Source organism: Cryobacterium sp. 10S3 (assembly GCF_034344045.1).
Classification (GTDB): domain Bacteria; phylum Actinomycetota; class Actinomycetes; order Actinomycetales; family Microbacteriaceae; genus Cryobacterium; species Cryobacterium glucosi.
The window spans coordinates 1,242,287-1,264,628 of record NZ_CP133773.1; the positions used below are offsets into that span (position 1 = coordinate 1,242,287).

Annotated in this window: 19 protein-coding genes and 1 pseudogene; 13 read left to right on the forward strand and 7 right to left on the reverse strand. The window is 71.2% G+C overall.

Features of this window, described 5'->3' with window-relative positions; translation table 11 throughout:
* Position 1 precedes the first annotated feature (1 nt).
* Both glp and RHM57_RS05760 read right to left on the reverse strand, forming a co-directional pair.
* Entirely contained in the window at positions 2–1,345 is a 1,344-nt protein-coding gene (gene glp / locus RHM57_RS05755) for a gephyrin-like molybdotransferase Glp (RefSeq protein WP_322189627.1), read from the reverse strand.
* Positions 1,346–1,347: 2 nt separating this feature from the next.
* Entirely contained in the window at positions 1,348–2,631 is a 1,284-nt protein-coding gene (locus RHM57_RS05760; protein WP_322189628.1) for a ThiF family adenylyltransferase, read from the reverse strand.
* 216 nt (positions 2,632–2,847) lie between these two features.
* On the opposite strand from RHM57_RS05760, the gene fdhA reads away from it, so the two are divergent.
* The 5 genes from fdhA (at position 2,848) to RHM57_RS05785 (ending at position 7,156) form a co-directional block, all read left to right on the forward strand.
* Positions 2,848–4,062: a formaldehyde dehydrogenase, glutathione-independent gene (fdhA, locus tag RHM57_RS05765; protein ID WP_134448909.1), complete on the forward strand. Its 1,215-nt coding sequence runs from the start codon at positions 2,848–2,850 to the stop codon at positions 4,060–4,062.
* Positions 4,063–4,171: 109 nt separating this feature from the next.
* Positions 4,172–5,218, forward strand: a complete 1,047-nt coding sequence (gene moaA, locus RHM57_RS05770; RefSeq protein ID WP_134448910.1) for a GTP 3',8-cyclase MoaA — start codon at positions 4,172–4,174, stop codon at positions 5,216–5,218.
* 9 nt (positions 5,219–5,227) lie between these two features.
* The gene (gene fdhD, locus RHM57_RS05775) at positions 5,228–6,175 is read left to right on the forward strand and encodes a formate dehydrogenase accessory sulfurtransferase FdhD (RefSeq protein ID WP_322189629.1); all 948 of its coding nucleotides are present in this window, start codon (positions 5,228–5,230) and stop codon (positions 6,173–6,175) included.
* Between the two features lie 58 nt (positions 6,176–6,233).
* On the forward strand, positions 6,234–6,692 hold the full coding sequence (locus RHM57_RS05780; RefSeq protein ID WP_134560209.1) for an SRPBCC family protein: 459 nt from the start codon (positions 6,234–6,236) through the stop codon (positions 6,690–6,692).
* Positions 6,692–7,156 (forward strand): MarR family winged helix-turn-helix transcriptional regulator, encoded by a 465-nt coding sequence (locus RHM57_RS05785; protein ID WP_322189630.1) that lies wholly within the window; start codon positions 6,692–6,694, stop codon positions 7,154–7,156. Before RHM57_RS05780 ends, RHM57_RS05785 begins: the two co-directional genes overlap by 1 nt.
* Here RHM57_RS05785 and RHM57_RS05790 read toward each other — a convergent pair.
* Complete coding sequence (locus RHM57_RS05790; RefSeq protein WP_322189829.1) at positions 7,153–9,471, reverse strand: FdhF/YdeP family oxidoreductase; 2,319 nt, start codon at positions 9,469–9,471, stop codon at positions 7,153–7,155. The two genes, RHM57_RS05785 and RHM57_RS05790, sit on opposite strands and share 4 nt — an antisense overlap.
* A gap of 224 nt (positions 9,472–9,695) precedes the next feature.
* Between RHM57_RS05790 and RHM57_RS05795 the strand changes: the two genes are divergently transcribed.
* Together RHM57_RS05795 and RHM57_RS05800 are read left to right on the forward strand one after the other, a co-directional pair.
* Entirely contained in the window at positions 9,696–12,068 is a 2,373-nt protein-coding gene (locus tag RHM57_RS05795) for a glycosyltransferase (protein WP_322189631.1), read from the forward strand.
* Entirely contained in the window at positions 12,065–13,405 is a 1,341-nt protein-coding gene (locus RHM57_RS05800) for a glycosyltransferase (RefSeq protein ID WP_322189632.1), read from the forward strand. Before RHM57_RS05795 ends, RHM57_RS05800 begins: the two co-directional genes overlap by 4 nt.
* On the opposite strand, the gene RHM57_RS05805 is transcribed toward RHM57_RS05800, so the two are convergent.
* From RHM57_RS05805 to RHM57_RS05815, 3 genes are read right to left on the reverse strand one after another with little or no spacing between them, the layout of a single operon-like run.
* Entirely contained in the window at positions 13,402–13,950 is a 549-nt protein-coding gene (locus RHM57_RS05805; protein ID WP_134448917.1) for a DUF2017 family protein, read from the reverse strand. The genes RHM57_RS05800 and RHM57_RS05805 overlap by 4 nt on opposite strands.
* Positions 13,950–14,234, reverse strand: a complete 285-nt coding sequence (gene clpS, locus RHM57_RS05810; protein ID WP_241975459.1) for an ATP-dependent Clp protease adapter ClpS — start codon at positions 14,232–14,234, stop codon at positions 13,950–13,952. Before clpS ends, RHM57_RS05805 begins: the two co-directional genes overlap by 1 nt.
* Positions 14,235–14,283: 49 nt before the next feature.
* A complete protein-coding gene (locus RHM57_RS05815; protein WP_241975460.1) occupies positions 14,284–14,991 on the reverse strand; it encodes a YoaK family protein in 708 nt (235 codons plus the stop codon).
* Between the two features lie 189 nt (positions 14,992–15,180).
* On the opposite strand from RHM57_RS05815, the gene RHM57_RS05820 reads away from it, so the two are divergent.
* From RHM57_RS05820 to RHM57_RS05835, 4 genes are all read left to right on the forward strand, one after another.
* Positions 15,181–16,281 carry an acetamidase/formamidase family protein gene (locus tag RHM57_RS05820; RefSeq protein ID WP_322189633.1) on the forward strand — a complete coding sequence of 367 codons (1,101 nt, stop codon included), beginning with the start codon at positions 15,181–15,183 and terminating at the stop codon, positions 16,279–16,281.
* The gene (locus tag RHM57_RS05825) at positions 16,274–17,920 is read left to right on the forward strand and encodes an AtzH-like domain-containing protein (protein ID WP_241985082.1); all 1,647 of its coding nucleotides are present in this window, start codon (positions 16,274–16,276) and stop codon (positions 17,918–17,920) included. The genes RHM57_RS05820 and RHM57_RS05825 overlap by 8 nt, the downstream gene beginning before the upstream one ends.
* Positions 17,921–17,995: 75 nt before the next feature.
* Positions 17,996–19,234 (forward strand): pyridoxal-phosphate-dependent aminotransferase family protein, encoded by a 1,239-nt coding sequence (locus RHM57_RS05830; RefSeq protein ID WP_134448997.1) that lies wholly within the window; start codon positions 17,996–17,998, stop codon positions 19,232–19,234.
* On the forward strand, positions 19,231–20,511 hold the full coding sequence (locus tag RHM57_RS05835; protein WP_322189634.1) for an allantoate amidohydrolase: 1,281 nt from the start codon (positions 19,231–19,233) through the stop codon (positions 20,509–20,511). The genes RHM57_RS05830 and RHM57_RS05835 overlap by 4 nt, the downstream gene beginning before the upstream one ends.
* Positions 20,512–20,525: 14 nt before the next feature.
* On the opposite strand, the gene RHM57_RS05840 is transcribed toward RHM57_RS05835, so the two are convergent.
* Positions 20,526–21,203 carry a nucleotidyltransferase family protein gene (locus tag RHM57_RS05840; RefSeq protein ID WP_241987340.1) on the reverse strand — a complete coding sequence of 226 codons (678 nt, stop codon included), beginning with the start codon at positions 21,201–21,203 and terminating at the stop codon, positions 20,526–20,528.
* Positions 21,204–21,276: 73 nt separating this feature from the next.
* On the opposite strand from RHM57_RS05840, the pseudogene uraD reads away from it, so the two are divergent.
* A pseudogene (uraD, locus tag RHM57_RS05845) lies at positions 21,277–21,735 on the forward strand (2-oxo-4-hydroxy-4-carboxy-5-ureidoimidazoline decarboxylase); the annotation flags it as partial.
* A gap of 201 nt (positions 21,736–21,936) precedes the next feature.
* The gene (gene uraH / locus RHM57_RS05850) at positions 21,937–22,263 is read left to right on the forward strand and encodes a hydroxyisourate hydrolase (protein WP_134448999.1); all 327 of its coding nucleotides are present in this window, start codon (positions 21,937–21,939) and stop codon (positions 22,261–22,263) included.
* Positions 22,264–22,342: the final 79 nt, after the last annotated feature.

Sequence of the window (22,342 nt, forward strand, 5' to 3'; positions counted from 1 at the left end):
CTCATATCACCAGCATGACCGGGAGCAGGTCGCCCTCAGCCACGGTGTCGGACTCCTCCGGAACGATGGCGAGACCCTCGGCCTGGCCGAGTCCCGCGACGAGGTGCGAGCCGGAACCGCCGGAGGTGGCCGGCCACACGAGGGTCTCCTGGCCACGACGCTCGCAGACGACGGGCATGTACTGCTGGCGGCCGCTCGGTGAGCTCCAACCGCGGGCGACGGTCCCCGTGATCGTCGGACGGGTGGTGGTGCCGTGGCCGCCCATGAACAGGAGCGCCGGGCGTACAAAGGCCTCGAACGAGACGAACGCGCTCACCGGGTTGCCGGGCAGGGCGAACACGATCGGGCCGAGCGCGGCGCTTCCGGCGGAGCCTGTCTTCCCGGTGGTGCTGTTGCTGCCGGTGCCGGCTGCGGGCAGGCGGCCGAAGCCCTGCGGCTTGCCGGGCTGCATCCGCACCGGGCCGAACCACACGCCGAGCGGGGCGAGCACCGCCTTGACGACGTCGTACGCTCCCACGCTGACGCCTCCGGAGAGGATGATCGCGTCGACCGTGCCGATGAGGGAGTCGAGCACGGTGCGCAGGGACTCCTCGTTGTCGGGGACCGCCCCGATCCGGTGCACGACGCCGCCGGCCTGGGCCACTGCAGCGGCGAGCAGGTACGAGTTGGAGTCGGGGATCTGGCCTCGCCGCGCGGGGGTGCCGGGCACGATGAGCTCGTCGCCGGTCGAGATCACCGCGACGCGGGGCGCCGGGTGCACGAGCAACTCAGCGCGGCCGGCGCTCGCGGCTGCGGCGATCCGGGTGGGCCAGAGCGTCGTCCCTGCCCGCAGTATGGTGTCGCCGGCTGCGGCGTCGCTGCCGGCCCTGCGAATGTGGGCTGCCGGCTCCGGCACCCTGAGGATGCCGACCCGGTCGATGCCCCGGTCGGTGTCCTCGATCGGCACGACGGCATCCGCCCCGTCGGGGATCGGCGCCCCGGTCATGATCCGGGCGACCTGCCCGGCGTCGATGCGCGGGTTCTGTGCGGTACCGGCGGCGAGGTCGGCGACGACGGGCAGCACGACCGGGCTCATGGGGGTCGCGGCGAGCAGGTCGGCGCGCCCCACGGCGTAGCCGTCCATCGCCGAGTTGTCGAACGGCGGGGTGTCCGTCGCGCTTGTGACGTCCTCGGCAAGGGCGAGCCCGAGCGCGTGTTCGAGCGGGACCCGGACGGGCTCGAGAATGGGCAACTGCCCCAGGATCCAGTCGAGGTGCTCGGCGACCGGGCGGGCGGATGCCGCGTCAGCGTGCCCGCCGCGCCTCGCGTGATCGTGGTTCCCCGCAGCGCCCTCTGCTACTGCCACGGTCAGCTCCGCGCTTCGACGGACCACTCGGGGGACCAGGTCCCCGACCACTGGGTCGACCACTTCTGGCCGAAACCGGGAGCTCCGCCGTCGGCGACGGCGGCGTCCCAGGCGATGATCCCGCCCTCGAGCAGTGTCAGGTCGGTGAAGCCGTCCGCGGCGAGCGCGGCGGCGGCGCTCAGCGCGCGCGGCCCCTGCGCGCAGTGCAGCACGAGGGGAACGTCGCGCGGCAGCGACGCCAGTCCCTCCGGGGTGCGCAGCTGGTCGAGGGGGAGCAGCAGGGAGCCGGGCACCGCACTCTCGGCGTGTTCACCCGGCTCACGCACGTCGAGGACGATGAAGTCGTCCGCCCCGTTCGCGCGCGCGACCAGGCGGGAGACGAGCTCGGCCGCCGACAGTGTCGGCCAGGTCGGCACGGGGGCTTGCATGTTTGCCGTACCGGAGTCGGTCGCGGCAGCCGCGGCGGCCTCCCTGGCGGCCTCCCTGGCGGCCCGGGCGTGCCCTTCCGCGTCTCCGCCTACGAGCGGTACCTCGGTGAACCGCCCGGAGAGGGCGTCGATCACGAGCACCCGCCCGATCAACGGTGCGCCGATGCCGGCGACGAGCTTGATCGCCTCCGTCGCCATCAGCGAACCGACCTGGCCGCAGAGGGCGCCGAGCACGCCGGCCTCCGCGCAACTCGGCACTTCGCCCTCGGCGGGCGGATTCGGGAACAGGTCCCGCAGCTGCACGCCCGCAACGCCGCTCCCTTCGGGCGGGGTGGCCCAGAACACCGAGAGCTGGGCATCGAAGCGCAGCACGGATGCCCAGACGAGCGGCTTCCCCAGTTCGGCGGAGACGTCGTTCACGAGGAACCGGGTCGGGAAATTGTCGGTGCCGTCGATCACGACGTCGTACCCGGAGATGAGCGCGCGGGCATTGCCGTGGTCGAGCCGCTCGGCATGCTGGATGACAATGGTCGCCGGGGCGATGGCCGCGATGGACTCCGCGGCACTCACGACCTTCGACCTGCCGACATCCGCCTGGCCGTGCACGATCTGGCGTTGCAGGTTGCTCGGCTCGACGTCGTCGCCGTCGACGATGCCGATCGTGCCGATCCCGGCCGCCGCCAGGTAGAGCAGGGCCGGGGAGCCGAGGCCGCCCGCGCCGAGCACGAGCACCTTCGCGTTCGCCAGGCGACGCTGGCCGAGCTCGTCGAGCTGCGGCAGGCGGCGTTGACGGGCGGTGCGCACGGATTCGGTCGGGGTGAGCCGGGCGACGGGTTCGACAAGGGGAGGAAGGGCCATGCCCCTTACGCTAGGCGCTCCCGGCGGCCGGCGCATCCGCATCCGCCCAGAGTCTCGGCAACCCCCTTGATATCCCCAGCCGATGGGTGTTTCGTCGAAGACGGCACCACCGAGTAAGCGCCACCCCACAGCGCACCAACTAGCACCACTGCAATCTCGCACGATCGAAACGGCCGTGCACAGAGGATCACTACGCAGAACCTAGGAAGGTATGTAATGACAGGGAACAGAGCAGTTGCCTACAAGAGCCCGGGGCACGTCGAGGTCATCGACATCGACTACCCCACCTTCGAGCTGAAGGACGGGCCCGGCGTCAACCCGGCCAACGTCGGCCGGAAGGTACCGCACGGGGTCATCCTCCGCACGGTCAGCACCAACATCTGCGGCTCGGACCAGCACATGGTCCGTGGACGCACGACAGCCCCGGCCGACCTCGTGCTCGGTCACGAGATCACCGGCGAGGTCGTCGAGACCGGGCCCGATGTCGAGTTCATCAAGGTCGGCGACATCGTGTCGGTCCCGTTCAATATCTCCTGCGGCCGGTGTCGCAACTGCAAGGAGCGCAAGACCGGGATCTGCCTGAACGTCAACCCCGACCGCCCCGGCAGCGCGTACGGCTATGTCGACATGGGCGGCTGGGTCGGCGGCCAGGCCGAGTACGTTCTCGTGCCGTACGCCGACTGGAACCTCCTGAAGTTCCCGGACCGGGACCAGGCCCTCGCGAAGATCATGGACCTGACCATGCTCTCCGACATCTTCCCCACCGGGTTCCACGGGGCGGTGAGCGCCAACGTCGGCGTCGGGTCGACGGTCTACGTCGCAGGAGCAGGGCCGGTCGGCCTCGCGGCAGCGGCATCCGCGCACCTGCTCGGAGCGGCCGCCGTCATCGTCGGCGACCTCAACGAGGAGCGGCTGGCCCAGGCCCGCAGCTTCGGCTGCGAGACGGTCGACCTGCGCAAGGGCGACCCGCAGGACCAGATCGAACAGATCCTCGGCGTCCCAGAGGTCGACTGCGCCGTTGACGCGGTCGGCTTCGAGGCCCGCGGGCACGGCCAGGCGGCGGGGGAGGAGCGGCCGGCGACGGTGCTCAACTCGCTCATGACCATCACCGCCGCCGGCGGCGCGCTCGGCATCCCCGGGCTCTACGTCACCGGTGACCCGGGCGGGGTCGACGAGGCTGCGAAGGTCGGGTCGCTCTCGATCCGGCTGGGGCTCGGCTGGGCGAAGTCGCTGTCCTTCACCACGGGCCAGTGCCCGGTGATGAAGTACAACCGCAAGCTCATGATGGCGATCCTGCACGACAAGGTGCAGATCGCGAAGGCCGTCAACGCCCAGGCGATCAGCCTCGAGGACGCGCCGCGCGGCTACGCCGAGTTCGACGCCGGCAAGTCCGTGAAATATGTGCTCAACCCGAACGGTTACGTCAAGTAGTGAATCAGTGACGTAAGAGCAACCGTTTCGAACGGATGCCCGGCCGGGGCCGCCCCGGTCGGGCATCCGTGTCGCGGGGCCGTGATGACAGAAGATTAGGGTGGAGCGTATGACCGGAAACCCGACACTCACGGACACCCGAGGCCGGCCGCTGCACGACCTGCGGATCTCGGTCACGGACCGGTGCAACTTCCGGTGCGTGTACTGCATGCCGAAGGAGATCTTCGGCCGCGACTTCGCCTTCATGGAACGCGACGAACTGCTCACCTTCGAGGAGATCACCCGGCTCGCCCGGGTGAGCGTCGCGCACGGGGTCGGCAAGATCCGGCTGACCGGAGGGGAGCCGTTGCTGCGCCGCGGCCTCGAAGACCTCGTCGCCGAGCTTGCGGTACTCCGCACCCCGGACGGACGGCCCATCGACATCGCCCTGACCACCAACGGCTCGGCGCTCGCGGTCAAGGCCCAGGCCCTCAAGGACGCGGGACTTCGCCGGGTCACGGTGTCCCTCGACTCCCTCGACGACGCGACCTTCCGGGCCATGAACGACGTGAACTTCCCGGTCGCGAAGGTCCTGCACGGCATCGACGTCGCCGCGGCCGTCGGGCTCGGCCCGGTCAAGGTCAACATGGTCGTCAAGCGCGGCCAGAACGACGGGGACATCCTCGCCATGGCGCGGCATTTCCAGGGCACGCCGGTCATCCTCCGCTTCATCGAATTCATGGACGTCGGATCGAGCAACGGCTGGGAGATGGGCGCCGTCGTGCCGTCCCGCGAGGTGATCGCCCGGATCGACGCCGAACTGCCGCTGGAGGAGATCGCCCCGAACTACACAGGGGAGACCTCGAGCCGCTGGCGGTACCGGGACGGCAGCGGCGAGATCGGGGTGATCTCGAGCGTGACGCAGTCGTTCTGCTCGACCTGCTCCCGCGCCCGGGTGTCGACGGACGGCAAACTCTTCACCTGCCTGTTCGCGACGGAGGGACACGACCTGCGCGCGCTCCTGCGCGGCGGCGCAACGGACGACGACCTCTCCGCCGCCATGGCCGCGGTCTGGCGAGAGCGGACCGACCGGTATTCGGACCTGCGGAGCGCGAAAACGAGCGAACTGCGGGCATCCGGTAAGAAGAAGATCGAGATGTCGTACATCGGAGGGTGACCAGGAACAATGACACGAATCACGGCACGACGAAAGGTTGTCCGGCTCACGGTCGGCGGCCGGAGGACCAGCCGGGAAGACGTGCTCGCCGTCGAGGAGCCGCTCGAGATCCGCGTGAACGGCACCTCGCTCGCGGTCACGATGCGCACGCCCGGCAACGACTATGACCTGGCCGCGGGCTTTCTGGTCTCCGAGGGCGTGATCAGCCGCGGCGAGCATTTCTTCGCGGCGCGCTACTGCGCCGGCGCCACCGTGAACGGAGAGAACACCTACAACGTTCTCGACGTGAGCCTCGCGCCGGGCGTGGCTGCTCCCGACCCGAGCCTCGAGCGGAACTTCCTCACCACGAGCGCGTGCGGGCTCTGCGGCAAGGCGAACATCGACGCCGTGCGCACGCGGTCGGTCTTCACCGTCTCGGACGACCCTGTGCTCCTCGACGCCGAACGCCTCGTCACTTTCCCGGAGGTGCTCCGGGCCGGCCAGCGGGTATTCGAGAAGACCGGCGGCCTGCACGCTGCCGGGCTCTTCGACGCCGCCACCGGGGAACTGCTCGTGCTGCGCGAGGACGTCGGGCGCCACAACGCCGTCGACAAGGTGATCGGATGGGCGGTCAAGGAGGACCGGCTGCCGCTGCGTGGAACCGTGCTCCAGGTTTCCGGCCGGGCGAGTTTCGAACTCGTCCAGAAGGCGGCGATGGCCGGCATCCCGATGCTGGCCGCGGTCTCCGCGCCGTCCTCCCTCGCGGCGGAACTCGCCGCCGAGGTGGGCATGACCCTGGTCGGCTTCCTGCGCGGCGACTCGATGGTGATCTATGCGGGCGCCGAGCGGATCACCGGCGGTGGCGGTCGCGCAGCGGAAGATTTCGCCGGTGCCGAGGGTGCTGAGGGTGCCGAGGGTGCTGCGAGTGTTGCGAGTTCTGCCCCATCGGCCCTTGCCGGTTCCGCAGCGCCGAATTAGTATGTGCGCATACTAACTGTCCCGCTGCGAGGGGCAGCTTCGGACGAGAGGTCATCTGATGTGGAGAACTGAGTACACGGCAGACACCAGCGCCACACCCGCCGCGGTCTGGGCGGCGTTCCGGGACATCCACACCGGGGTCGCCGCGGCCGCGGGCGGGGACGTCTTCGAGATGGACGGTGCATTCACCGTCGGCACGGAGTTGAGCGTGACGCCGGTCGGGCAGGACACGTTCCGATCCCGCATCATCGAACTGGCCCCGAACGAACGGTATGCCGACGAGACCACATTCGGCGACGTCGTGCTGACGTTCCGGCACGTGTTCACACCGAGTGACGGCGGCACGCGGGTCACCCACGAACTCGTGATCACCGGGCAGGATGCTGACGAGATCGGACCGGGGCTCGGCCCGGAGATCAGTGCGGACTTCCCCGAGGCGATGGCCGGGCTGTTCGCGCTCGCCGAGGCATCCGCTGACCCTGCTGACCCTGCTGACCCTGAAGACCCTGACCACTGATGCCGGACGCCGAGGAGAGCGGGCTCGACAGCGAGTTCGCGTCCGCGGAGGACAGCACGGGGCTGATGCTGTGGCGGGTCACCAACGCCTGGCAGGCGGCCCAGCGGGCGGCGCTCCGGCCGTTCGGCCTGACCCATGTGCAGTTCGTGCTGCTCGCCTCGCTCGTGTGGCTCGACACGGACGGGCCGACCACCCAGCGGGAACTCTCCCGCCACGCCGGAACGGACCCGATGATGACCTCGCAGGTGCTGCGCACCCTGGAACGGAAGGGCCTCGTGGAACGGCGGGGTCACCCGACGGATGCCCGGGCGAAGTCCCTCAGGGTGACAATGGCGGGAGCCGAGCTCGCCCGCCACGCGAACGCGGCCGTGGAAGGCGTCGACCAACGTTTCTTCACCCCGCTCGGCGCCGAGCGGGCGGTCTTCACCGGCATGCTCCGCGTGGTGCTCGGCCCGGCGTCCTAACCGGCCGTCGGGACCGGGGCCTGCTCGTGGGCGATGAAGCGCACCGCCATGGCCTTGTAGCCGGGGGTGTTCGACTCGCGGGCGACGAGTTCGCGGTGCATCAGAGCGTTCGCCTCGGGGAAGTACGCGGCGGCACAGCCGCGCGGGGTCGGGTACACCACGAGCCGGAACTCGTCCGCGCGGCGTTCCTCGCCGCGGAAGGTGCTGATCACGTCGACGAGGTCGCGGTCGTGGAAGCCGAGCTCGACGACGTCGTCCTTGTTGATCAGGATGACCCTGCGCCCGTTCGAGATGCCACGGTACCGGTCGTCGAGGCCGTAGAACGTCGTGTTGTACTGGTCGTGGCTGCGGATGGTCTGCAGGATGAGGTGCCCGGCCGGCGGAGTCAGGTATTCGAGCGGGCTCACCGTGAACCGGGCGCGGCCGATGTCGGTCGCGAAGCTGCGGGTGTCGCGGGGCGGGTTCGGCAGCACGAAGCCGTTCTTCGTCTTCAGCCGGCGGTTGAAGTCGGTGAAGCCGGGGACGACCCGGGAGATGTGGTCGCGGATCAGGTCGTAGTCCTCGCTCATCGCCTTCCAGTCGACGGGGTGTTCGGCGCCGAGGGTCGCGCTCGCCATCCTGGCGACGATGACGGGCTCGGCGAGCAGGTGCTCCGACACGGGATCGAGGCGCCCCTGTGTCGTGCGGACGACCGACATCGAGTCCTCGACGGAGAGCACCTGGCGTCCGCCGGGGTGCTTGTCGTCGGTGTCTGTCCGGCCGAGGGTCGGCAGGATCAAGGAGGTGCGCCCGTGCATCACGTGCGAGCGGTTCGGCTTCGTGGAGATGTGGACCGTGAGCCCGACCCGCTGCATCGCGGCCTCGAGCTTCGCGGTGTCCGAGCAGGCGAGGGCGAAGTTGCCGCCGAGGGACACGAACACGTCGACGTCCTCGTTCTCGAAGGCCTCAACCGTCGCGACGGAGTCCAGGCCGTGCGTGCGCGGGCTCACGATCCCGAACTCCGTGTCGAGTGCGGCGAGGAACGCCTCCTTCGGCTTCTCCCAGACGCCCATGGTGCGGTCGCCCTGCACGTTGGAGTGGCCGCGCACCGGGCAGGCGCCCGCGCCCGGCTTGCCGAAGTTGCCCTGCAGCAGCAGCAGCAGGTTGATGATCTCCTTGAGAGTGTTGACCGAGTGCGGCTGCTGGGTCAGCCCGAGCGCCCAGCAGATGATCGTGGCCTTCGAGGTCACGAGCATGCTCGCGACCACACCGATCTGCAGCCGGGACAGCCCGGTCGCCTTCTCGGTCTCCTCCCAGTCGATCTCGCCGCGCGCGGCCCGGTACTCCTCGAGTCCCTGAGTGTTGGCGTCCATGAAGGCCTGGTCGACGACGGAGCCGGGCACGCGCTTCTCCTCCTCGAGGAGCAGGTGGCCGAGGGCCTGGAACAGGGCGAGGTCCCCGCCGACCTTGATCTGCAGGTATTCGTCGGCGAGCGCGGTGCCGTCGCCGATCAGTCCGGAGACGGACTGCGGGTCCCTGAAGTTGAACAGCCCGGCCTCGGGGAGGGGGTTGACCGCGACGATCCGTCCACCGTTGTCCTTGCATTCCTTCAGGGCTGACAGCATCCGCGGGTGGTTGGTGCCCGGGTTCTGGCCGACGACGAGGATGAGCTCGGCGTGGTGGATGTCCTCGAGGGAGACGGTGCCCTTGCCGATGCCGATCGTCGCGTTCATCGCCGAGCCCGAGGACTCGTGGCACATGTTCGAGCAGTCCGGCAGGTTGTTCGTGCCGATCGAGCGGGCGAAGAGCTGGTAGAGGAACGCGGACTCGTTCGCGGTGCGGCCGGAGGTGTAGAAGACGGTGCGGTCGGGGGTCGTGGCACGGATCTGCTCGCCGATGAGCTCGAACGCGTCGTTCCAGGAGATCTGCGAGTAGTGCGTGTCACCGGGGCGGATGACGACGGGGTGCGTGATGCGGCCCTGGTTGCCGAGCCAGTACTCGGTCTTCGTCGCGAGCTCGGCGATGGAGTGCTCCGCCCAGAATGCGGGGGTCACCTGGCGCACGGTGCTCTCCTCCGCGACGGCCTTCGCGCCGTTCTCGCAGAATTCGGCCGTCTTGCGGTGACCCTGCGACTCCGGCCAGGCGCAACCGGGGCAGTCTGTCCCGTCGCGCTGGTTGAGCCGAAGCAGGGCCCGGGTGGTGCGGCCGATCCCGGCCTGGGCGACGCCGCGCTCGAGCGCTACGACGACGGCTTCGAGGCCCGCCGCGCTGGTCTCCGGCTTCTTCACGACGAGGGAGTCTTCGTTGATGTCCTGGATCGGGGCGTGACGTGTCATGCCATCCATGATGCTCCTTTTGACTGCGTACCGGCACAACGGCAGCCGTCGCAGGGTCTGAGAACGGCGATGCGTCCTCTCGGGTGATTCCCAGCCCGGAAGGGCGCGCGAACCGGGAAAGTGGCGTTGAATCGACAAGGGGCTTTTGTCCCGGCCCACCGGGCCATTCTCGGCCCACCGGCCGACACCAGCCGCGGCATCGCCGGCAGACAGGGAGTTCGACCATGGGAACGCAGAGCACACTGGATTCGCTCCGGAGCGCGGACTCGATCCTCGCCACGATCATGGCCGCAGACGACCTCACCGTTGCAGCGAGCCGGGACGGCGGCACCAGGGCCGTGCGCCTGCTCGCAGAGGCCGCCGTCGATCCGGCAGACCAGGTCACCGCGATCGCCGCGGTGCACGCCCTCGCCCAGGTCTTCGACGAGACGGCGGACGAGGTCCTCGTCTCCCTCCTCGGGCACGAGCAGCTCTTCCTCCGCGAGCACGCGGCCTGGGCGTTCGGCGCCCGCCTGCCCCGCTTCGACGCGGTCGCGCCCCTGCTCGGGATGGTCATCGACGGCGGTTTCGCCGGGATGATCGCCCAGCGCACCCTCGAGCAATGGAGCGCTGCCGTCGCGGCCCCTGTCGCCCTCGCCGTCGAGGGCGCCCTGCTGGGCGTCACCGAGCCGGGCGCCCGGGCCAGACTGGTCGAAACCATCGGCCAGATCTCGGGGCGCATTCCCGAACGCATGCTGTTCCGCGTCGCCGTCGACCCGGCCGAGGCGACAGAGGTGCGGGCCGCCGCGATCGCCGCGATCGGCGACCGGGGCCTCGCCGATGCCGGTCCCGGCTCCCTCTCGGGCGCCGGCGCGGGTATCGGAACCGGGATCGGTTCCAACGACACCGGCCTCCGAATCGTCACCGGACTGGCCGCAGGCAGCGGGGTCCTCGCCGAGGTCGCCAGGCTCGCCGTGATTGACCTGACCGTGCCGCGCTACCCGCGGGCACCGTGGAGCAGCGGAACGACCGTCGCCCAGCTCTTCCTGCACGCTGACATCGACGGCGCGCTGACCCGGGTCGGCTCCGGCGACAACGGCGGCATCGCGACCCTGCTGGTCCGGCTCGGGGACGCGCTCGTCTCCGGACAGTCCGGCAGCGGTGCCGGGACTGGTGCCGGTGATGTCGGCCGGGTGCTGACCCTCTCCCGCGGCGGCTTCGCCTCCGCGCTCGACTGCCTGCCCGAGGTCGCGTCTACCCTGTCCGGCCACGCCTTCGCGACGGTTCCCTTCCTCGGCGAGCCCGTCGCCTCCGCCGACGCCTGGTCCCGCCGGATCGCGACCCAGCGCGGCATCCGCCGGGTGCTCCGTGCCGCGGGGCCGGTCGACGCGATCCACCTGCGGATGGCGGACGTGGGCACCCTCGCCGCCTCGACGGTCGCCAGGGAACTCGACATCCCGGTCGTGTTCACCGTCGCGCCGGACCCGCACAGCCTCATCCGCTCGCTCGAGTCCGCCGGTGCCCTCACCCGCGCGACCTTCGGCACGGCCGATGCCGCCGATCACTTCTGGTTCCGCGTCCGGCTCGTGCAGCGCCTCGCAGCGGATGCCGCCCACACGGTGCTCTTCCCCCGGCCAGACCTCGAGCGTGACCTGCGCGAGCTCGTCGGCATCGACGTGACGCAGCACCCGGAACGCCACTCGATCGTCGCCGAGGGCATCGACATCGGCGTGATCGAGGCTTCGCTCGTCGACGCCGGGGCGAGCGAGGGCACGCCGGTCGCGGAGGTCGTGGCCGCAGCGTACGCGGAGCCAGACCTGGCTACCCCGCCCTCGTCCGTGGTTCCCGCCCAGATGAGCGTCGAGGGTGCCCTCGCCCTCGGCCAGCTCGACGAACTCCTCGCAACCCTCCCGCTGGAGCGCCGCGCACTGCCGCTCGCGATCACCGTCGGCCGGCTGCACCGGGTCAAGGGCATGGCAACCCTCGTCGAAACCTGGGCGGCCGACCCGGCGCTCCAGTCCGCCTGCAACCTCCTGATCGTCGGAGGCGACCTCACGGATCCCACTCCGGACGAAGCCGGCCAGCTCGACAGGATCCACGCCGTCGTGCCGCGCGGCGACGCCGCCTCTGCGGGGCTGCTCCTCGCCGGGCACCGCTCCAACGACACCGTCGCCCGCTGGCTCGCCGCCACCCGCCTCGGCCGCACCGGCCTCGCCGCGGCGAACGGCGTGTACGTCTGCGCGAGCATGAAGGAGGAGTTCGGCATCGCGTTGCTCGAGGCGATGGCCGCGGGGCTCACCGTGGTCGCCCCGAACGGCGGGGGACCGGCCACCTACGTCGAGCAGGGAGTGACCGGGTTCCTTGTCGACACCGGGAAGCCGGCAGGCCTCGCCACCGGGGTGCGTGAAGCCCTCGATCTCGCGGCCGGCCCCTTCGGCCCCGAATTCGCCGAGCGCGCCATGGCCATGGTCTCCGGCTCGTTCACGATCCAGGCGATGGCCGCAACCCTCTCCGGGGTGTACCGCGACGTCGCAGAAGCGCACGAGCGCCTCAGGGCGGATGCCGGGAACGGCTACGGCCGGGGACTGGCGTCAAACTGGACGCTGAGCGCCTCATGACCCTGCTCATCATCAGCCCCGACTACGCCTCGCACCTGTTCCCGCTCGCGACCCTCGGCACGGCCTGGCAGGCCGCAGGGGAACGGGTCGTCGTCGCGAGCGGCCCCGCGACGGCCGGAATCGTCGCCGAGTTCGGCTTCGAACGGGTGAACCTGCAGCTCGGCCGCGGTTCGAACCCCGGCACCATCCGGGCGGAACAGCAGCCGAGCGGTGAGGACGACGCCCTCCGCGGCTTCTTCGCCGCGACGAGGCTCGGCCTCGTGCCGACTCTGCAGTTCCAGGCCGAGGCACGCAGCAACGACCTGCTCTGGAACCCGGTCGAGATCGCCAGGGAGGTGCAGCGCATCGTCGCCGAGGTGCGCCCCGACCAGATCATCGTCGACCACCTGGCCTTCAGCGCCCGCCTCGCGCTCGTGAGCGCCGGCATCCGCCACGCCGACGTCGTGCTCGGGCACCCGAGCGCCCTTCCGGTCGGCACCGAGGTCTATGGCTTCCCGTCCGCCTGGCCCGATGCCTTCGCGCCGGAGCCGGACGACCTCGCCGGGCTTCACAGCACCTGCGAGGCGGTGCGCGACACCTTCACCGCCCAGTGGAACGCCGCCCTGCTCGAACTCGACCCGGCGGCCGAGCCGAGCCGCGACGCCTTCACCGAATCCGGCGACGTGCTGATGCTCAACTATCCGGCCGAACTGCACGCACCGGCCCGGACGGCACTGCTGCCGCAGCACGTCTTCCTCGGTTCCGCGGTGCGCGAGGAGGCCCGCGACGCCGAGGTCGAGGCGTGGCTCGCCGACGCCGTCGCGGCCGGCGACGACCGTCCCCTCGTCTACGTGAGCTTCGGGAGCTTCCTCTCGGTGCGCGGCGACGTGCTCGCCCGGGTGGCGGATGCCCTCAGCGGCCTCTCCGTCAGGGTCGCCCTCGCGACGGGGTCGACGGACCCCGCCGAGCTCGGCCGGATCCCGGACGCCTGGCTCGTGCGCGGCTTCCTGCCCCAGGTCGCCCTGCTCGGCGCCGCGGACCTCGCCGTCACGCACGGCGGCAACAACAGCGTGACCGAGGCGATGACCGCGGGAGTACCGCTGCTCGTGCTGCCGTTCTCCACCGACCAGTTTGCCGGGGCCGAGGGCGTCGAGACGAGCGGATTCGGGCTCTCGCTCGCGCCCAACACCGCGACGAGCCTCGAGCTCCGCGCCGCCGTCCTCTCGGTGCTCGGGCTTCCGGCCGGCGACCGCGCGCGTCTCGACGCCCTCAGCGACTCACTGCGGGGCGGCGCGGGCCCGCGTCGGGCTTACGAGGCGCTGACCGCGCTCGAAGCCCTCCCTGTCGCGATCGCCTAGCGGTCGATGGCGTAGACGAGGGACTCCTGGACCATGCCGAGCCACTCGTAGATGCTGCTGAGCAGCGGGGCCTCGTCGGCGTCGAGGTGCTGTTCGCCGTCGGGGGAGATCTGCAGACGCTCGGCAAGCGTGAGCCGAAGGTCGGTGAGCGTGCGGAGCCAGGACTGCACGCCGACGTCGTCGAGGGCGATCGGCATCGGCGGAACCTCGAAGCGGTCGTCCAGGAAGGGCAGCGACGGTTCGTCGGCGATCTTATCGAGGGGTTCCTCGCCGAGTGAGGCGAGCAGGACGCGGGCGTTCGCGAGCTTGCCGTCGAGGAGATCCCCGGAGGTGAACCGGCGGAACTCTGCCGAGGCTTCGGCGTCGTCAGGGTAGGCGTCCGGCAGCAGGCGTCTCAGCGCGGGATCGGCGCTGGTCCCGAGGGCATGGGTCTCCGCGGCGAGCAGGAGCTCGATCAGCTGGCTCGCGGCGAGCCGGAGCAGCCCGAGCTCGACCGATTCGAAGCTCGCGGACACCGTTCCGGCCGGGTCACGGGTGAAGAGCATCAGGAGTCCTCGCGCGAGAGCGTCGCCCAGAGCCCGAAGCCGTGCATCGCCTCGACGTGGCGCTCCATCGACTCCCGGTTCCCGGTGGAGACAATGGCCTTGCCGGAGTTGTGCACCCGCAGCATCAGGCGTTCGGCCTCCTCGGGGGCGACCCCGAAGTAGCTGCGGAACACGTAGGACACATAGGACATCAGGTTGACCGGGTCGTCCCACACGATGGTGACCCAGGGGCGGTCGAGGGAGACGGCTTCACGCAGGTCCGATTTTTCAGAAGTCTTCGGCACCGGTTAAGCCTCACACGCCGGGGTCATTCCCGCCACCAAGACCGGAAACTCATGCACTCGCTCTGTTTTCCGGCGCATGGTGCGGGCGCCCGGCCGCATGCCCGAGCGACGCGACGACGAGGGTGATCACGGCAGAGAGGGCGACGCCCCAGCCGATGTGCACCGAGAGCAGCAGGGCCCCGACGGCGGCGCCGGCGCAGATCAGCAGGATCGCGGCCACCCGGCGGAACCAGGGCTGGCCCTTTCCTCCGCCGAGCCTCGAGTCGGCGGCCAGTCCCGTGATCGTCGACGTCACGACGACCGTCGTGACGTCCTTGACCCCGATGTGCCGGGCGACCCCGGCCTGGAGTCCCATCATCGCGGCGAGGAGGCTCGTGATCACCAGGTCGAAGGGCTGTGGCGGATGCCCGCCCCCGAGGAACAGGGCGATCGCCAGTCCCGCCATGATCACGCCCTGCACCGCGAACAGCACCGTCGCGTGGGTCGTCCAGCCGATCGCAACGGGCCGCAGCACCCGCCCGCCGACGGCGGCCCCGAGCATGAAGGTGAACAGGGCGAGCAGCGGGCCGAGCACAGGCAGGTTGCTCGCGCCGGCGAGGGCCATCCCGAGGATGACGACGTTCCCCGTCATGTTGCCGGTGAACACCTTGTCGAGCCCGAGGTACCCGACGGCATCCGCCAGGCCGGTGGAGAACGTCAGTGCGAGCATGAGGCCGAGGTGGAGGTTCGCGGGATGGCGGCGGAGCTTCTCGAGCACGGGTGATCCTTCGGGACGGGGACTGCTGCAATTGTTTCCTGGAGGTAAAACTCATGTCGATCGTGTCAACAGTGACCTGAAACGTACCGGCTGGTCGAATGGCACGCAAACGGGAGATAGCCTCGATCGCGAGGCACCAATAGTGTGAAGAACCACGTTCTTGTTTCCGTGTTCCTGGAAGGCGCTCCCATGTCGCACGTCGTATTGCAGCCCGGCATGGGGAGCATCGCGCCCGGGCACTACCTTCCGGCCACCCCGCAGACCGTGCTGTGGGGACGCCTGCCCTGCGCAGCGGATGCCGCGGTGTTCTCGATCGGATCCGGTGACACAGTCACGATCGACACTCTCAGCCACGAGGGACTGCTCGAGGACCAGGGTCGGGACCCGCTCGCCTTCTTCGGCGGCCACGGCGTCGCAGCGGGCGATGTGCTGGCGGATGCCGTCGCGCTCGCCGCAAGCAACTACCCGCGGGATGCTGAGGCGGACGGCCCGCACGTCGTGACCGGGCCGATCGAGGTGCGCGGGGCGCTGCCGGGCGACCTGCTCCGGATGACCCTGCTCGAGGCGACTCCCCGGGTGCCGTACGGCGTCATCTCGAGTCGCCACGGTCGCGGGGCGCTCCCCGGCGAGTACCCCGTCGGACCGGGGACGGTCTCCGTGTTCACCGAGGTCGACACCGATCCCGACTTCGGGACGGAAGCCGGGGCGCTCTTCGGCACCCTCCCGCTCGTTCCCGGTGGTGACCGGGTCGTGCGCTTCCCGCTCGACCCGTTCCTCGGCATCATGGGCGTCGGCGTCGCGGGAGACGCCCGGCCGCACTCCGTCCCTCCGGGCGCGCACGGCGGCAACCTCGACATCAGCCTGCTCACCGTCGGCAGCGCGCTCTACCTGCCCGTGCAGGTGCCTGGCGCGCTCGCCTACGTCGGCGACCCGCACTTCGCCCAGGGCGATGGCGAGGTGGCGCTGACCGCACTCGAGGCCAGCCTGCGGGTGCGCATCCGCTTCGACGTCATTCCGGCGGTCGAGGCGGCTGCGCTCTTCGGCGAACTGACCGGACCGCTCGCCGAGACGGGCGAGTTCCTCGTGCCGACCGGCCTCGACCCCGACCTCGACGAAGCGATGCGGGCCTGTGTGCGCGCCGCGATCGCCCTGCTCGGGGCGCGGTACGGCATGGACCCGACCCTCGCGTACGCCTACCTGAGCGCGGCGACCGACTTCAACATCTCCCAGGTCGTCGACCGTGTCACGGGCGTGCACGCCCGTATCCGGACGGCGGACTTCGGTGCCTGAGCGCACCCTCGCACCCCACCTCGTGCCGACCTCGGTCACGGGCGAGCTGCCGGCCGGCCTGCTCAGCGCATTCGAGGACTACGAGGCCGCGCTCGCCGCCAATGACCTCGGGGCCCTCGCCGGGTTCTTCGTGCCCGGACCGCACACGCTCCGCGGCGACGCGGCCGGCCTGCTCGTCGGGAGTGATGCGATCGCCGGGTTCCGCGCCGGCCGTCCCGGTGTCGTGCGGCGCAGCATCCGCTCGTTGCACGTGCGCGCCATCGGGACAGACCACGCCCTGATCGTCTCGGAGAACGAGCCGTTCGCCGGCGGGGCCGGGCTCGTGACCCAGCTGTGGAGCCGGACAGCCGCGGGCTGGCGGATCGAGACCGCGCAGGTCGCAGCGTCCGCTCCCGCGATCGACCGCAGCATCTGGCGGGTGGCCGGCACGCCGCTCGTCGCCGGCGAGGCCGGCGGGACCCTCGCGGGCGTTCGGGTCGCGGTCAAGGACCTCTTCGACGTGGCCGGGTTCGCGGTCGGGGCGGGGAACCCGTCCTACCTCGAGAGCGCGACACCCGCGACCGCGAGCGCGCCCTCGCTGACCGCACTCCTCCGGGCAGGGGCCAGCGTGATCGGCATCGCGCAGACCGACGAGTTCGCGTACAGCATCGCCGGGGCCAACGTGCATTCGGGCACGCCCCCGAATCCGCGCGTTCCGGGTGGGCTTCCGGGCGGTTCGTCAAGCGGGCCGGCCGCCGCCGTCGCTCTCGGCCAGGCCGACCTCGCCCTCGCCACCGACACCGCAGGGTCGATCAGGGTGCCGGCCTCGTACCAGGGGCTCTGGGGGCTGCGCACGAGCCATGGCGCCGTCAGCCGCGACGGGGTCCTGCCGCTCGCGCCCTCATTCGACACGGTCGGCTGGCTCGCGAGGGGCCAGGAGGTGCTCAGGACCGCCGCAGCGGCCTCGCTCGACACCGACCGGCAGCTGCCGGTGCTCGCCCGGTTCGCCGTGTGCGCCCAGACCGTCTTCGCCGCGGACGAGGGCGTCCAGGCCGCGTTCGTCGACGCGGTCGACCGCCTCGAGAGGAGCGGACACATGTCCGCGGTCGAGATCATCTCCCTCGACCCGCTCGCCGACCTGTTCGAGACCTTCCGCACCGTGCAGGCGGCCGAGGCCTGGCGGGCCCACGGCGACTGGGTCGACGCCCACCCCGGGACGCTCGGCCCCGACGTGCGCTCCCGTTTCGCGTTCGCCTCCCTCATCGACGAGGACGAAGCCGCCGGGCACCGGATCGACCTCGCCGAGGCCAGGGAACGGCTCGACGCGGCCCTCGACGGCCGGATCCTGCTGCTGCCCTCCGCCTCGTCGACCGCGCCGGCCCGCACCGCGTCAGGGGCCAGGATCGAAGCGATCCGCACCGCGACACTCTCACTGACCTGCCTCGCCGCGATCGGCGGATACCCCGCCGTGTCCCTTCCCGGCCTCTCCGTCGCAGGGGCGCCGCTCGGGCTCAGCCTCGTCGGGCCGCGGCACAGCGACCTCGCGCTGCTCGACCATGCCGCAGGCCTTTCCCAGGGGCTGGCCGCCGAAGTCGCGGCGGATGTCGGGACCGGCACGGCGGGGATCGTGGGTAACACCGTGGAAACGCTCCGTGCCTAAGCTGATGATGTGACGTATCCGCTGCAGTCGACCCCCGTTCCGAGCCTTCCGATCAACCCGCCGCAGCGCCTGCTGATGGGGCCGGGGCCGATCAACGCGGATCCCCGGGTGCTGCGCGCCATGTCCGCGCAGCTCGTCGGCCAGTACGACCCGGCGATGACGGGCTACATGACCGAAACGATGGGCCTGTACCGCGACGTATTCCGCACCGGTAATGAACAGACCCTCGTGATCGACGGCACCGCGCGCGCCGGGATCGAGGCCGCCCTCGTCTCGCTGATCCAGCCGGGCGACCGCGTGCTCGTGCCCATCTTCGGGCGCTTCGGGCACCTCCTCCGCGAGATCGCCGAACGCGTCGGCGCCGAGGTGCACGTGCGCGAGGTGCCGTGGGGCACCGTGTTCACGCCCGCCGCGATCGAACAGGCGATCATCGAGACCCGGCCGGCGCTGCTCGCGATCGTGCACGGCGACACCTCGACGACCCTCGCCCAGCCGCTCGACGAGCTCGGCGACATCTGCGCCAGGCACGGCGTGCTCTTCTACACCGACGCGACGGCCTCGCTCGGCGGCAACACCTTCGAAGCGGATGCCTGGGGCCTCGACGCCGTGACCGCCGGCCTGCAGAAGTGCCTCGCCGGGCCATCCGGTTCTGCGCCGGCAACGTTCTCGGCCCGCGCCGTCGACGTGATCGAATCCCGCCGGAGCATCGAGGCCGGGATCCGCGAACCCGGGGACGCGGTGCTGTCCAACCGGATCCGCTCGAACTACTTCGATCTCGCGATGCTCTTCGACTACTGGGGTCCCCGTCGGCTCAACCACCACACCGAGGCGACGACCGCCCTCTACGGCGCCCGGGAGTGCGCGCGCCTCCTGGTCGAGGAGGGGCTGGCGGACGCCGTCGCCCGGCACCGGCTGCACGGCTCGGCGATGCTCGCGGGAGTGCACGGGCTGGGGCTTTCCGTCTTCGGCGACCCGGCCCACCGGATGAACAACGTCGTCGCGGTCGAGATTCCGGACGGCGTCAACGGTGACGCGGTGCGCGGCTCCCTGCTCGAGGACTTCGGCATCGAGATCGGTACCTCCTTCGGTCCGCTGCACGGCAAGGTCTGGCGGATCGGCGTGATGGGCTACAACGCCCGCAAGGACACCGTGCTGACCACCCTTGCGGCGCTCGAACAGGTGCTCCGGCGCGCGGGGGCATCCGTCACGGGCGGCGGGGGAGTCGGCGCGGCCTGGGACCTGTACGCCGACGCGGACCGTGCCGGTGCCGACGCCTCCGGGGCCGCCGCCGACGCAGCTGCGGTGCTCTCATGACGGCGGCGGTGCCGACGGTGTCGGATGCCGACGCGGCCGTGATCCTCGCCCGGTGCGAGGAACTCGCCCGGCACTCGTCCCTCACCGACGGGATCGAGCGGACCTACCTCTCCGCGGAGCACGCCGCCGTCAACTACCGCGTCGCCGGCTGGATGGCCGCTGCCGGACTCACGACCTGGCAGGATGCCGCGGGCAACCAGTGCGCACGGCTCTCCGGCCGCACCCGCGGGCTTCCGGCCCTGATGCTCGGCTCCCACCTCGACACCGTGCGCGCGGCGGGCCGCTACGACGGCATCCTCGGCGTGCTCGTGGCCATCACGGTCGCCGGGCGGATCGCCGCCTCCGGCCGCCCGCTGCCGTTCGCCCTCGAGATCGCCGCATTCGGCGACGAGGAGGGCACCCGCTTCGGCACGACCCTGCTCGGCAGCCGGGCCGTCGCCGGCACCTGGCTCGAGTCCTGGTGGGACCTGCGCGACGCGAGCGGCACGAGCCTCCGCGAGGCATTCGCCGCCTTCGGGCTCGACCCCGCCAAGGTCGGCGACGCCGCCCGCGCCCCACAGGAACTCGTCGGCTACCTCGAGGCCCACATCGAGCAGGGGCCCGTGCTCGAGGAGGAGAACCGCGCCCTCGGCGTCGTGACCGGGATCGCAGGGGCCCGTCGCTTCCTGTTGACGGTCACCGGGTCTGCCGGGCACTCCGGGACCCCGTGGCCCCGCCGCCGCGACGCCCTCGCCGGGGCCGCGGAGTGCATCACCACGATCGAACGCATCGCCCGCGCCGAGGGTCTCACCGCGACCGTCGGCCACCTGAGGGTGCTTCCGGACGCCGTCAACGTCATCCCAGGGAAGGTCGAGTTCAGCCTCGACCTGCGTGCGCCGGACGACGCCGACCGCGACAGGGGCTGGACCCTGATCGAGGCCGCCCTCACCGACATCTGCGCCACACGCGCCCTGCATCTCGACAGCAACCAGGTTCACGAGGCGGCCGCCGTGGCCTGCTCGCCGCGGTTGCGTGCGGCGATTGCGGCGGGCATCCGCTCGACCGAGGGTGGCGCGGAGGCCCCGGCCGAGCCGGCCCCGCGCGAGCTGCCCTCGATCGCCGGTCACGACGCGATGGCGATCGCCGCGATCACCGACGTCGGCATGCTCTTCGTGCGCTGTGCCGGCGGCATCAGTCACCACCCGGACGAGTCGGTCACCTCGGCCGACGTCGCCCTCGCCGTTGACGCCCTCGAGGCCGCCGTCCGAGCCCTCGCCGCAGACTACCCGGCCCGGTAGTCACCTCGCCGCCGTCATGCCTCTGGCACGCCGGGGAGCGTGTCGACGTCGGCGCCCGTCGTGAGGTCGCCGCATTCGACAGGGAGCACGCCGTGGGCGAGCAGATAGGGCCGCGCCCCGGTGTCGCCGGTGAGCTGCGCCCGCAGCGGTTCCCAGTGCGCGCGCCCGATCAGCACCGGATGCCCCGGCCGGCCGCCGAAAACGGCCTGCCTCAGGCTATCCGGGGTCACGCCCGCGTCAGCGTCGAGCACCCGCGCGACCGTTGCGGCGTCGAGGTCGGGGACGTCCACGGGAACGACCGCAACGGCGCCCACGGCTCCGGCGAGACCGAGGACCGTGTCGATCCCCGCGTGCAGCGACGCCGACAGCCCTTCTGCCCAGTCGGCGGCATGAACGACGACCGTCGCACGGTCGGGGCAGGCAACCGCAGGGGCCGCCGCGTCGATCAGACCCGCCTCGGTAAGCAGAGCGGCGGCCGCGGCACCCTCGGCTCCGAGCACGACGATGACGGGCGAGCAACCCGCCGCGCGGAGCACGCGGACGGTCCGTACGAGCCACGGCACACCGTCGGCCCCGCGCACGAGCGCCTTCGGTTGCCCGAACCGGGAACCGGCCCCCGCTGCCAGCACAAGCCCCGCGACCGGGGCTTTCCCGGCATCCGCCCGGTCGCGCGCTGCGTCTGCATTCACCATGCCCGCCATCGTATGCGCTCTCGCCACGGGCACTCTAGGCTGGACCAGGACGAGGAGAACTGCCATGAAGAGGATGTCGACACCTGAGCTTCGCGAGGCGCTCCTGACCTGTCTGGCCGTACCCCGCTGGGTCGACGAGGTCGCGTCGCAGTCACCGTTCGATTCGGCAGCCGCCCTGCTCGCCGCCGCCCGCACGGCCGCGACACCGCTCAGCCGCAGCGAGATCGACGAAGCGCTGTCCGCGCACCCGCGGATCGGCGAGACCCCGCGGGGAGACTCGCAGGCCGCGCGGTTCTCCCGCAGCGAGCAGTCATCCGCCGACGCCGCAGACTCCACCCTCGCCGCGGCCATCGCCGAGGGCAACCGGGCGTACGAGGAGCGGTTCGCCCGGGTCTTCCTGATCCGCGCAGCCGGCCGGTCGCGCACCGAGATCCTCGCCGAACTGCACCGGCGCCTCGCGCTCGACGACGCCGCCGAGTTGAAGATCGTCGGCACCGAACTGCGCGACATCGCCCTGCTCCGGCTGGCCACGCTCGCCGGAACCGTCGCAGAACGCCTCGCCGCCGAGCGGGCCGCCCGGAATGGCGCCGCCGACTCGCCGGACTCCGAGGATCTCGTCGCGAGCGTGGTCGCCGACGTCGTCGCCGCGACGGCGGCCGCCGGCACCACGACCGCTCCGGCGACCCCTTCCGCCGCCGCGGCCGCCGCCGCGACCGCGACTCCCCGAAGCCGCATCACGACCCACGTCCTCGACGCCGTGTCCGGCCGGCCCGCAGCCGGGGTTCCCGTCGAGCTCGAGCGGAAGCTCGAGACCGGCTGGCACGTGCTCGCGAACGCCGGCACGGATGCCGACGGCCGGGTCTCCATGCTCGGTCCCGTCGATCTCCCCGCCGGTCGGTACCGCCTCACCTTCGACACCGGGCGCTACTTCGCCGGAACCGGCCAGCCGACCCTGTACCCGGAAGTCTCGGTGACCATCGACCTGACCGACCCGGCCGAGCACTATCACGTGCCGCTGTTGCTCAGCCCCTTCGCGTACTCGACGTACCGCGGCAGCTGACCCGAGCGGCTGACCGAGGCGTCTGCCCGCCCCTGACCGGCCACAGTCATCCGGGACGACCGCCGGATGAGAGACTGGC